This is a genomic window from Rhodoferax sp. LS1R11, from assembly GCF_056521395.1.
Map to the genome: position 1 here is coordinate 215,723 of NZ_JBWMAW010000002.1, position 13,267 is coordinate 228,989.

The 13,267-nt window shown below is 59.9% G+C and carries 7 protein-coding genes; 3 read left to right on the plus strand and 4 right to left on the minus strand.

Annotated elements, in window-relative coordinates; genetic code table 11:
- The coding region (locus AC097N_RS03690; protein ID WP_479579390.1) for a beta strand repeat-containing protein at positions 1 to 3,346 on the plus strand (3,346 nt) is incomplete at its 5' end.
- Between the two features lie 55 nt (positions 3,347 to 3,401).
- Here AC097N_RS03690 and AC097N_RS03695 read toward each other — a convergent pair.
- The gene (locus AC097N_RS03695; protein ID WP_479579391.1) at positions 3,402 to 5,327 is read right to left on the minus strand and encodes a bifunctional diguanylate cyclase/phosphodiesterase; all 1,926 of its coding nucleotides are present in this window, start codon (positions 5,325 to 5,327) and stop codon (positions 3,402 to 3,404) included.
- A 25-nt stretch (positions 5,328 to 5,352) separates the two neighbouring features.
- Positions 5,353 to 5,994 carry a transglutaminase-like cysteine peptidase gene (locus AC097N_RS03700; RefSeq protein WP_479579392.1) on the minus strand — a complete coding sequence of 214 codons (642 nt, stop codon included), beginning with the start codon at positions 5,992 to 5,994 and terminating at the stop codon, positions 5,353 to 5,355.
- A 262-nt stretch (positions 5,995 to 6,256) separates the two neighbouring features.
- On the opposite strand from AC097N_RS03700, the gene AC097N_RS03705 reads away from it, so the two are divergent.
- Entirely contained in the window at positions 6,257 to 8,083 is a 1,827-nt protein-coding gene (locus AC097N_RS03705) for a TolC family outer membrane protein (protein ID WP_479579393.1), read from the plus strand.
- Positions 8,084 to 8,197: 114 nt separating this feature from the next.
- Here the strand turns inward: AC097N_RS03705 and ssb are convergent, their stop codons facing one another.
- Positions 8,198 to 8,707: a single-stranded DNA-binding protein gene (gene ssb, locus AC097N_RS03710; RefSeq protein WP_479579394.1), complete on the minus strand. Its 510-nt coding sequence runs from the start codon at positions 8,705 to 8,707 to the stop codon at positions 8,198 to 8,200.
- A gap of 67 nt (positions 8,708 to 8,774) precedes the next feature.
- The gene (locus AC097N_RS03715; RefSeq protein WP_479579579.1) at positions 8,775 to 9,971 is read right to left on the minus strand and encodes an MFS transporter; all 1,197 of its coding nucleotides are present in this window, start codon (positions 9,969 to 9,971) and stop codon (positions 8,775 to 8,777) included.
- A gap of 268 nt (positions 9,972 to 10,239) precedes the next feature.
- On the opposite strand from AC097N_RS03715, the gene uvrA reads away from it, so the two are divergent.
- Positions 10,240 to 13,266, plus strand: coding sequence for an excinuclease ABC subunit UvrA (gene uvrA / locus AC097N_RS03720; RefSeq protein WP_479579395.1), 3,027 nt, complete (start codon positions 10,240 to 10,242; stop codon positions 13,264 to 13,266).
- The last annotated feature ends 1 nt before the right edge of the window (position 13,267 follow it).

The following is a 13,267-nucleotide window of genomic DNA, read 5'->3' on the forward strand; positions in this document are numbered from 1 at the left end:
CGATCCGGCCGTGAACCTGCTGGCCACCGGCCAGTCCCTCACCGACGCCTACACCTACACGCTGACGGACGGCGATGGCTCCACCACCACTGCGGTGCTGACCCTCACCATCCACGGCAACACCGATGGCGCCCCTTCGGTCACCGTGCCCGATGCCAATGGTCCCGCCGCCGCCGGCGACAAGACTGTGGCCGAGACCGATGGCCCCATCGCGGGTGACTTCACGGTCACCGCACCGGCCGGTCTGGCTTCTCTCACGGTGGGCAGCACGCCCGTGACGGCCGCCCAACTGGCCAACCTGGCCACCACCCCGGTGGCCATCACCACGCCTGACGGCGTCTTGAAGCTCTCCGCCTTTGATCCCGCCACCGGCAAGGTCAGCTATACCTTTGATCCCGTCGTGCACAGTGTCAATGGCCCCGTGACGGCGGTTTTCCCGCTCAGCGTGACCGACTCCAATGGCCTCACCAGTGCCGTCAACCCGCTGGACATCGTCATCACCGACAGCCTGCCTGTCGCCCTGGCGGACGCCAATTCGGTCACCGAGGACTCCGCCTTGGTGGCTTCGGGCTCCGTGCTCTCCAATGACACCGTCGGCGCCGATGCCAATGCCACGCCCGTGACCCCCGCCTCCGTCACCCTGGCCCACGGCTCGCTGGTCTTGAACAGCAACGGCTCTTACACCTACACGCTCAACAACGCCGATCCGGCCGTGAACCTGCTGGCCACCGGCCAGTCCCTCACCGACGCCTACACCTACACGCTGACGGACGGCGATGGCTCCACCACCACTGCGGTGCTGACCCTCACCATCCACGGATCCAATGACGGGCCGGTCGCTATAGCTGATGTCAACACGGTCAGCGAAGATGCGCCAAGCGTCTCAGGCGATGTGACCCCCGGCACAGCCGGGCAGGACTCCGATGTCGATGCGGGCACCACGCTCAATGTCATTGGCGTGGCCGCAGGCACGCCCGCTTCGGCCTCGGGCAATGTGGCCACCAGCGTCGCCGGTACTTACGGCTCGGTGGTGATCAACGCCAACGGCTCCTACACCTACACCCCGGGCGCTGCAGCCCAAGCTCTGGCCGCGGGCCAGAATGTCACCGATACCTTCACCTACACCATCAGTGACGGTAACGGCGGCACGGCCTCCACAACCCTCAACATCACCGTGCAGGGAGCCAACGATGCGCCCGTTGTCATCAACCAAACCCAAAATGTGTCCGAGGAAGGCTTGGTGAATGGATTGACAGACACAACGGGCACGCCAGATACCACCAACTCGACCACGTTCTCGGGAACCATGGTGGCTACCGACCCTGAACTCAGCCCCATCTCCGCATGGACGTTGACTTCTGGCCCAGCCGGCATCACTTCAAACGGGGTCGCTGTAATCTGGACTCTGAGCCCAGACAGTCACACTTACACGGGTACAGCAGGCTCGACCACCGTGGGTACATTGACCATCAACAACGCGGGCAACTACACATTTACCCTGCAAGCACCTATTGACCAGGCAGGCACAGGCGAAGATATTCGCGCACTAAGTTTTGGCGTCGGTGCAAACGATGGCACGTCAGTCGGCACTGGCTTGCTGACGATCAATGTGGAAGACGATGCACCGAATGCCATTGCACCAATCACAGCGAACCTTGCCACGATCGATACCAATCTGATCATCACGCTGGACATCTCTGGGTCCATGGCCACGACCGATGGCGTCAATGGCACAACCCGACTGGTCAGCGCCGTTGACTCCATCAAGGCCCTCCTGGATCGTTACGACGAATTTGGCTCGGTCAAGATCAGACTTGTGACCTTCTCAACCAATGCCAATCCAGTGGGAACGACTTGGACTGATGTTGCAACAGCCAAAGCCCAACTGGACGCGATCATGGCAGCAGGCCCGGCTGGCGGCACCAACTACGATGCAGCACTCGCAGACAGCATGACTGCATATGGCGGCACGGGCAAATTGACCAATGCACAAAATCTTGCCTACTTCTTCTCAGATGGTGTTCCAACTTTCGGATCTGGTGGAGTCAATGTTTTGCAGGATGGCGCCACGAACGGAAATGGATCCAGCCCTACAAGTGACCCGGACGTAGGCATCCAAACCACCGAAGAGGCGACATGGACGACTTTCCTGAACAACAACCAAGTGAAGGCCTTCTCTATCGGCATGGGTTCTGGCATCACCGACGTGGCTTACCTCAATCCGATAGCCTATGACGGACAAAGTGGCACCAATTTGAATGGGGTGATCGTCAACAACTTCTCTCAACTTGACAATGTTTTGGCCAGTACTGTTCAAAACGTGGTGGGAGGACAACTCATCGCGGGCGGCATTGTCGCCAACTTGGGCGCAGATACGGGCTTTGTGAAATCCATTGCTCTTGGTGGCAGTACGTACACCTACAACCCCGCGGGTGCTGGCTCGGTTACGGTTACTGGAACCAACAACAGCACGTTCGACACGTCAACCAATACATTGACAGTAACGACCACAGCTGGCGGTCACTTCTCTGTCGATATGGACAATGGCACCTACAACTACCTGCCGCCAACGACGGTTACCGGCTTGATTGTGGATATCTTGAACTTCACAATGACCGATCGTGACGGAGACACACAATCAAGCTCCATCACCGTCAACGTGGAGCAAACGTCGGTCACCATTGGCACCGCCGGTGCTGACACATTGAATGGATCGACAGTTGTTACCCCTGACTTGATCATTGGTAATGCCGGCGACGACACACTCAATGGCGGCACAGGAAATGACCAGGTTTATGGCAATGCTGGCAATGACAATCTCTCGGGCGGCGCCGGCAACGACATTCTGAGCGGCGGAGACGGCAATGATCAGCTTTTTGGCAATGCCGGGGCAGACACAATTCGCGGCGGCGCTGGCAACGACACGATGACAGGTGGCGACACAGGAGTAGCGGACACAGCGTCAGATGTATTCGTCTGGTCCTTTGGCGACCATGGAACAACAACTACGCCAGTAGTTGACACCATCAACCTCTTCACCACCGGCACAGCCGCTTCAGGAGGCGACGTGCTGAACCTCAAAGACCTGTTGACGGGAGAAGCGAATACCGCAGCGAGCCTTGACAACTACCTGCACTTCAACTTCTCGGGCGGCAACACGACGCTGTACATCAGCACGACGGGAGCCTTCAGTGACAACAACGCGGTGGCGACCAACCCCACCAACGTCACGAACAATGATGTTCAGCAAGTTGTCTTTACCGGCGTGAATCTGACCTCAGGCTTCACGACCGATCAACAAGTCATCAATGACTTGATCAGCAAAGGGAAATTGATTACGGACTGATCACCGACCAGTCCAGTGATGAAGGGATGACCTGCCGTGCAGGTCATCCCTTTCTCTATCGCACCGCGATATCGCGTACCGCGGGGCCTGTCGCGCCGTCAAAGCCCAGACTTTTCAACGCTTGCAGCTCAAACTCCGTTGCAACACCCTCGGCAATCACCTTCAAGCCAATGCCGTGGGCGATCGACGACAACCCCTTGAGGAACGACTGATTCCCAATATTTGTCTCCAGGCCACGGATGAAGCTGGCGTCGACTTTGATGTAGTCCAGCCCAAGATCATGCAGACGACCGATTTCACTGAACTGTCGCCCAAAATGCTCAATACCCATTTGGCAGCCCAGATCACGAACCTCTTCGCAGAGCGCGCGGAAAGCATCAAAATGCGCCAGCGCGCCGACTTCTGCCACCTCAAGCCACAAACGTACCGTGCCCGGACGTCGTTGCAGTATTTTCAGCAGCTCGACTCGAAACTCGGGTAGTTGAATCGAGCTGGCAGACAGATTGATCGCCAAGCCACTCAGCAGTGGATCTGCTTCCAGTTCGTCCAACCCCAAAGCAACTGCCGCGAGATCCAGCTGCGGGGTGAGTTTCAAACGTTCCGCAAACGGGAGGAAACGGCCGGCAGGCTGCCAGTCGCCGTTCGCATCAAACATCAGCCGCAAGGGACATTCCCGGTGCAGCAGCGAGCCATCAAGCCCGGACACCGGGAACGATACCAATCGTACCCAGCGCTGCTCGAGCGCCTGCAAAATCATCTTGGACCATTCAGCAGAACTCCTGGGGGCAGCGTCACCTTCATGCATATCCACCACCGCACTCAGTCCACTGCGGCCACCCGCTTCAACAGTTGCAAGGACGGCGTCGACCTGAGCCAAAATCTTTTCAATAGCGATGCCACGCGGAAAGTGCCCACAACCCAGCCACGTGCTGGATTGATCTGGCAAAAAGGCCGTAGCGGCCTGCGTCAGTGCCTGCAACAGCCCATCCGCCACGCCCTTGGTCGTGGGGAGACCCGGCACCAGCAGGGCAAAGTCGGCACCATTCAACCGCGCGGCCAACGCCTCAGGATGTTGAAGGGCAGCATCCGTCATTACCTTTCCAAATGCGAGCAGCAGTTCATCCGTCGCATCGCGGCCCAGTGATTGATTGACAGAGGCAAGGTGGCCCAAACGCGCAATGAACATGGTGCCGCCCATTGAATCCTCCGCCATGGAGACGTCACGCAGCCGCGCCATGAAATTGCTGCGGTTGGCCAGCCCCGTCAGCGGGTCGCAATTCGCTTCACGACGCACAGCATCAAGCCGCGAAGCTTCGTCATCAAACATGGCCTTCAAACGCCCCACGGTGGTGTTCATGGCGGCCGCCAGCTGCCTCAGTTCAGGAACGTCAGGCTCATCAATCATGACGAACCGCCTCTGGGTAATGGCATTCGCCTGCCCAATCACCGCATCTAGCGGTCCACGCAATCGGCGAAGCACCAGGGCACCCAGGTACCCCCCCAGGAGTCCTGCCAAAGTCAAAGCCATCACCATTTCATAAGCGCTCCTCCAGAGCGCACCGTAAGCAAATCGACTGTGACTGGCCAGAGAAACAACACCTACCTGCTTCCAGCCACTGCTGATCTGGGCTCGCCCCTCCTCCGCCTTGATCGGTAACAAGCGGATGAACCAGCCCGGCGCATCGGTGTCTCCAAGCGGTGAGGTCCTATCGACCATCACTTTTCCAAGCGGATCCGTGACACGAATCCACTCATAGTGTCCGCCGTCAAACAACGACGCGACCGTCAACTCGATCACGGTGGCATCCGGGTTGCTCAGACTGAGGGAAAGTGCCAACGCTGTCGCGTTGTCTGTGTTTTTGATCGAAAGTTGCGACTCCAGAAAGCTTCGGGCGCTGACAAGCGACGCCAGCAAGCCGCCACCCAAAGCCAGCAACATGCTGGTGATGATGGCAAGCCAAAGTTGACGGTACAACGACATGGTATTTTTCCTCAATCAAACATCTCTATTCAAACCCCTCGGCCCGCGCGCGCTTCAACAGGTCCTCCCACCGGGACAGACGGCCAATGCCGCCAATCTTGACATCACTTTTGCCCGGAGCGCCGGTGAAAACACCCTCGTTGTTAAAGCTGAACACGGGGGAGAGATCGGGTCGACGAGATGCCAGCCGGATGTCACTGATCAAACTGTCAAGCACCAGCGGCTCGGCATCGGGTTGAGCGTAATAAGCCAGCACCATATGGGCCTGGGCAGCCACCGCATCACCGGAACCCGTTCGGGCACGCACATAGACCAACCGGAGCTTCTCGGGCGCCATACCCACCATGCGAAGCGTGAAGTATTTGGCAATCACGTAGTCTTCGCAATCACCACGACCCAGCCCCAAGCTTTCCAAAGGGGTTGCCCAGTAGTCAAGCTGCCCCCAAATAGCCGAGTCTTCGCCAAAAACAATCTGCCGATTGAAAAACTCGTTGACCCGCGTCAACCGCTCCAGGTCGGAACCACCGCCAATGGCTTGCGTCAAGTTGCGCCAACTCTGAAACCTCTGGGCGGCCACACTGCCACCGCGCTGCACCACCATCTCAAGCATCCGGTCAAAATCAGGTGCCGAGTACGACCAAGCCCCCAATAGCAAGGCGATCGCCATTCCAGTCACCCATCGTGCCGCCCGAATCAGCCTGATCCTCTCAGCCAAGCGATTCAATAGAGACGAGACATTCAAACGACAGTCATCCGATCGGGTGTAAACATGTGTAAAAAAAATCAATAAGTAGTGCGAATAATCACAACACAGACTAAATATCTGATATATGCAAACTCTATAATCCGCAGGCCAGTCACACACCAACCCACGGTAGCCCAGTTTCGGATCTCTCACTGCGCGAATGCCGATCTTCAGCAAGATAATTATGACCCTAAAGCCTTTGCCACTCGTACTCGCCATTCTTGGCCTGTCAGCCCTGCATGCATCGGCCCAGACACCCACGAATCTGAAAGATGCGGTCGAGCGCGCAGTGCTCCAGAATCCGGACGTCAAGTTCAAGTACCAAAACCTGGAAGCCGCCAGGAGCGAGCAGGATGTATCCAAAGGTGGCTGGCGTCCCCGCATCGATCTTGAAGCGGCAGTGGGCCCCCGCTCCACACTGAATCCCACATTGGCATCGCCCTTGAACTATTCAGGCTCCAGCGCCACCATCCAGCTACGTCAGACCCTGTTTGACGGCTATGCCACCAACAGCGACGTGCGTCGACTCGGCCACAACCGCCAGGTCGCCTATTACGAGTTACTGGGTGCCAGCGACCAGACGGCCCTGGAGACCACCCGGGCCTACCTGGATGTTCAGCGTTATCGAGAAACCGTGACCCTGGCCCGTGACAACTACGCGACTCATGCCGATGTCCACAAAAAAATCACCAGCCGCGTGTCCGCCGGTGTAGGACGCCGTGTTGACCTGGAGCAAGCTTCCGGCCGACTGGCGCTGGCGGAATCGAACTGGTTGACAGAGTCCAGCAACCTGCACGATGTGTCCACCCGGTATCAGCGTTTGACCGGTGAAACACCGGCACCCAATTTGGATACCGCGCCTGTACTGGACCAGTTTCTGCCTGCCCGCGAACACATGTTGCCCGACGCTATTGCCAACAACCCGGAGTTTCTGGCGGCAGTCTCCACGATCCGGGCCTATCGGGCCGATGCCAACATCCGGCGAGCGCCCAACTGGCCCACACTGGAACTCGTGGCTCGTCAAAGCCTGGAGCGCAACCAGCAGGGCGTCGCCGGTAATTACCGCGACAGCGCTTTGCAGTTGGTGTTGAACTACAACCTGTACCGGGGTGGTGCAGACCAGGCCCGCATCAGCCAATATGTCTCCAAACTCAATGCCGCCTATGAACTGCGGGACAAAGCCTGCCGGGACATTCGCCAAACGGCCCAGATTGCCTACAACGACATCGGTCGTCTGGAGCAACAGCTGACCTTGCTGGCGCTGCACGAGTTGTCCACCGCCAAAGCCCGCGAAGCCTACCGCCAGCAGTTTGACATTGGCCAGCGCTCCCTGCTGGACTTGCTGGACACAGAAAACGAGCTGTTTCAAGCCCGCATCGCCCTGGTCAAGGCGGAATACGACCTGCGTCTGGCCAAGACCCGCGTGCTGGCCACCTCCAGCACCTTGCTCGCTGCCCTGAAACTGCGTCCGCTGGAGCAAGAAGCCCCCCCCGCACCAGGCGGCAACGAAAGCGATGACGATCTGCAGCGCTGCAACACCGAGCTGCCAGCCGCCACGGTACTGGACAAAGACAACCTGCCCAAGTCAGAGGTCGCGCTGGTGATGCCCATGCCCGTGACCCCGCTTGCGCCAGCGCCGGTCAATGCCAATGCCAACGCGTGCCAGAAATTGACCCCGGCGGTTGACAACTGGCTGAACGCCTGGAACCGCAAAGACGTCACCACCTATCTGGGGGCTTACAGCGACTCCTTTGTGCCAGCGATGGGCATGAGCCACAGCGCCTGGGAAAACCTGCGCAAAAAACGTATCACCAAGCAAGGCGAGCTGCAGACGACGTTGAAGAATGTCAAGCCGGTACGCTGCGAAGGCAACAACGCCGAAGTCTCTTTCACGCAAGAATACGGCTCTGTGGACTACAAAGATGTGGTCGAGAAGACGCTTAACCTGGAGCTGGTCAAGGGCGCCTGGCGCATCACGCGCGAGTCGGTTACCAAGGGCCGTACGTATTGAAGGAGCCAATTCCCGCTGCATTGGTTAGACGTCTGCAGCGGCCCGGCAAGCCCAAACAAAAAGCCCGCAGTGTTGTGCACTGCGGGCTTTTTTCAATCTTGATCTGACGAGGCCCTAGAACGGAATATCGTCGTCCATGTCATCAAAGCCACTGGCGGGCCGAGACTGCACCGGTGCCGGTGCCTGACGGGGCGCCTGCGCAGGTACCGACGGGCGTGCTGCCGGTGCAGGACGCGAATACCCACCACCGCCTCCGCCGCCTTCATCGCCGCCGGGCATGCCCATGCCTTCGCGCTTGCCCAGCAACTGCATCTCGGTGGCAATGATGTCGACGGTATTTTTTTCCACACCGGCCTGATCGGTGTATTTGCCATACTTGAGACGGCCTTCCACATAGATAGGCTGGCCCTTCTTGATGTATTCACCGGCAATCTCAGCCAGACGGTCATAAAACGTCACCCGGTGCCACTGGGTGTCTTCGATGTTTTCGCCGGTGTTCTTGTCCTTGCGGCGCGAGGACGTTGCCACACTGATATTGGCCACCGCCTGGCCCGACGGCAAATAGCGGATTTCAGGGTCGCGGCCGCAATTGCCGACCAAAATGACTTTGTTTACAGATGCCATGGTTTCTTCCTTAATCAGATGAGGACAGCGCAACAGGTCTGTCCAGCAATTACTATTTCTGGTTCGATTATCCCGCCTTTGGTTCAAGCTCCGGCGCTTTGGCTGGGGGCGCCTTCATCGGCCAGGCAACCAGCAACCACACCAGCGTAGCGCCGCCGCACACCGCAAACAGACCTTGCGCACCCAGGTGCTTCATCAGCCAGCCGCCTGCCACACCTCCGGCAAAAAACCCGAGCGACTGCAAGGTGTTGTACACCCCCATCGCTGCACCGCGGGCCTGGACCGGTGCCACGCGCGACGCCATGCTGGGCTGGCTGGCCTCCAGCACATTGAAACCGCAAAAAAAGACAAACAACAGGCCGCCCAATGCCCCCACGCCGGGTGCGCCGGAGGCGACGCCATAAAAACCGGCCTGTACCACGGCAATCAATCCTACCGCCGTCAAAAACACAGCGCGCAGGTAGCCCCGCTTCTCCAGCGGGAACAAGCTGCCGCCCATTACGACAAATGAGGCCAGAACGGCCGGAAGGTAGATGTACCAATGGTGCTCACGCGGCAGCCCTGCCTGCACCAACAGCGCCGGCACCGCCATCCACATGGCCAACTGCACCGCATGCAACACAAAAACACCAAGATTGAGCCGCAACAAAGCGGGATTCCGCAACACATCCCTCAAACGTCCGCGCGGCATATTTTTGTGTTTGAGCGGCTCGGCTGGCACCCACCAGATCACCACCGCCACCCCCGTCAGAGCCAGCCCGCCAGTCAACACAAACAGGCCCGCCAAGCCGATGTGCGCCACCATCATCGGAGCCGCCACCAATGACAAGGCAAACATCAGCCCGATGCTTGCCCCGACCAGGGCCATCGATTTGGTGCGGACCTCATCGCGAGTCTGATCCGCCAGCAGCGCCGTCACGGCGGCGGACACGGCGCCCGCGCCCTGCACCGCCCGCCCAATGGCCAGCCAGGTCAGGCTGGGCGCCAGTGCAGCCACAAAGCTCCCCAGGGCAAACACCAGCAAGCCGAAAATAATGACCCGTTTGCGCCCCAGCCGGTCAGAGGCCATGCCAAAAGGAAACTGCAACAGGCCTTGCGTCAACCCATAGATGCCCATGGTCAGCCCGATCAAGGAGGGGTCGTCGCCACCCGGATACTTGCCCGCCTCGATCGCAAAAACCGGCAGGATCAGGAACAGGCCCAACATGCGCAGGGCAAAAATGCTCGCCAGCGAAAAACTGGCGCTGCGCTCCACCGGGGTCATGGTGGTGGATGAAACGGGGATGGCTTGCGCGGCAGGCGCATCCGTCTGAGGTCGTGCTGAAAAGTTGCTCACCCTGAAATTCACCAGTGGTCTGACTAAAACGTTGATTGTCCCCGATCTGCCCGCCCCAGCGAACGCCTCGTCCAGCGGCGTGGCCCCAAGCGGCAGCGCAAGCGCGAAAAGCCTATGATCCAAGGTTGCCCACGACGTCCAGGTACCAGCCCGCGCCGTGCCTGGACCCCGATTTCACCCGCGCCGCCTGCCTGACATGCCTCACACCGATTCCGAACCCCTGTCGATTCCGCTCCATGCCCGCCAGATCAGCATTCGCGGCGCGCGCACCCACAACCTCAAGAACATTGACCTGGACATTCCCCGCAACCAGCTGGTGGTCATCACCGGCTTGAGTGGATCAGGCAAGTCCAGCCTGGCGTTTGACACCTTGTACGCCGAAGGCCAGCGGCGTTATGTGGAAAGCCTTTCAACCTACGCCCGCCAGTTTTTACAGTTGATGGACAAGCCCGATGTGGACGTGATCGAGGGCCTGAGCCCCGCCATCTCCATCGAGCAAAAGGCCACCTCGCACAACCCGCGCTCCACGGTGGGTACGGTGACCGAGATCCACGACTACCTGCGCTTGCTGTTCGCCCGCGCAGGCACGCCCTTTTGCCCGGACCATGACCTGGCGCTGCAGGCCCAGACCGTGAGCCAGATGGTGGATGCCGTGCTGGCGCTGCCGCTGGACACCCGGCTGATGATTCTGGCGCCGCTGGCGCGGGAGAAAAAGGGCGAGTTCCTGGATGTATTTGCCGACATGCAGGCCCAAGGTTACGTGCGCTTCCGGGTCAATGGCCAGGCCTACGAATTCGACAACCTGCCGCAGCTCAAGAAAACCGAGAAACACGACATTGATGTCGTCATTGACCGCATCAAGGTGCGCCCGGACCTGAAACAACGTCTGGCTGAGAGCTTTGAAGCCGCCTTGCGGGTGGCAGGTGGACGCGCCATTGCTCTCGAAATTGATAGCACTCCCCGCACAGTGGACGTGGGCTACAGCCCGAAAGAGCATTTATTTAACGCCAAATTCTCCTGCCCGGCGTGCAACTACTCCATCAGCGAGCTGGAGCCCCGGCTGTTCTCGTTCAACTCGCCGGTGGGCGCCTGCCCGGCCTGCGACGGTTTGGGCTTGCAGGAATTTTTCGACCCGGCACGGGTGGTGGCATTCCCGTCCCTGAGCCTGGCCAGCGGTGCCATCAAGGGCTGGGACCGGCGCAATGGCTATTACTTTGCGCTGCTGGAGAGCCTGGCCAAACACTACAAGTTTGACATCGAGCAGGCGTTCGAGTCGCTGCCCGCCGAGATTCAGCATGCGGTGCTGCAGGGCTCCGGCGAGGAGGACATCAAGTTCAGCTACGTCATGGACTCGGGCATCTCCCAAGGCAAGAAGATCAGCAAGAAGCACCCGTTCGAGGGCATCATTCCCAACATGCAGCGGCGCTACAAGGAGACGGATTCGGCACTGGTACGCGAAGACCTGTCCCGCTACCGCAGCACCCAGGCGTGTACCGAATGTGGCGGCTCGCGTCTGCGGCGCGAGGCCCGCCACGTGAAGATTGGCGAAGGCACCCAGGCCCGCGCCATCTTCGAGATCAGCCACGCCACCCTGCGCGACGCCCACACCTACTTCAACAGCCTGCAGATGAGCGGCGCCAAGGGCGAAATCGCGGGCAAAGTGGTGCGCGAAATCGGCCTGCGCCTGAAGTTTCTCAACGACGTGGGCCTGAACTACCTCAGCCTGGACCGCAGCGCCGAGACCTTGAGCGGCGGCGAGTCGCAGCGCATCCGGCTGGCTTCGCAAATCGGCTCCGGCCTGACCGGCGTGATGTATGTGCTGGACGAGCCCAGCATCGGCCTGCACCAGCGCGACAACGACCGGCTGATTGACACCCTGAAGCATCTGCGCGACATCGGCAACAGCGTGCTGGTGGTGGAACATGACGAAGACATGATGCGTGCGGCGGACCACATCATCGACATGGGGCCCGGCGCCGGGCTGCATGGGGGCCGGGTCATGGCACAAGGCACGTTTGACGAGGTCAAGGCCAATGAAAACTCGCTCACGGGCAAGTATTTGGCCCAGACGCTGAAGATTGCCGTGCCGACAAAGCGCACCGCATGGCTACCCACCGTGCAGGCCAAGGCGATGATTCCGGAAAAAAGCAAATCGCCGTACTACACCCCCAGCCCGGCCGCCGAGCGCCGTGCCGCGCGCGAAGCCCTGCACCAGGCGACCCTGGGCGACATGCAGGCGCTGCGGGTGATGGGCGCCACCGGCCACAACCTCAAAGGGGTTGACGTTGAATTCCCGGTAGGCCTGTTCACTTGTGTGACCGGCGTATCGGGCTCCGGCAAATCCACCCTGGTCAATGACACGCTGTACACCGCCGTGGCGCGCACGCTGTACCGGGCGCATGACGAGCCCGCGGCACACGAGTCGATCGAAGGCATTGAGCATTTCGACAAGGTCATCAACGTGGACCAATCCCCCATTGGCCGCACACCGCGCTCCAACCCGGCCACCTACACCGGCCTGTTCACGCCCATACGGGAACTGATGGCCGAGATGCCGACCGCCCGCGAACGCGGCTACGGCCCGGGGCGCTTCAGCTTCAACGTGGCAGGGGGCCGCTGCGAAGCCTGCCAGGGCGACGGCATGGTCAAGGTGGAGATGCACTTCTTGCCCGATGTGTACATGCCCTGCGACGTGTGCGCCGGAAAACGCTACAACCGCGAAACGCTGGAGGTGCTGTACAAGGGCAAGAACATCGCGCAGATCCTGGACCTCACGGTCGAGGCGGCTTATGACTTTTTAAAAGCCGTGCCGACCCTGTCGCGCAAACTGCACACCCTGCTGGACGTGGGCCTGAGCTACATCCGTCTGGGCCAAGCTGCCACCACGCTCTCGGGCGGCGAGGCGCAGCGCGTCAAACTCGCGCTCGAACTCAGCAAACGCGACACCGGCCGCACGCTCTACATCCTGGACGAACCCACCACCGGCCTGCACTTTGCCGACATTGACCTGCTGCTTAAAGTCCTTCATCAATTGCGCGACGCGGGCAACACCATCGTCGTGATCGAACACAACCTGGACGTCATCAAAACCGCTGACTGGCTGATTGACATGGGCCCCGAAGGCGGTGCCGGCGGTGGCACGGTGGTGGGCGTGGGCACGCCCGAAGACATCGCGGCCAACCCGGCCAGCCACACCGGGCGGTATCTCAAGCGGTTGCTGTGAG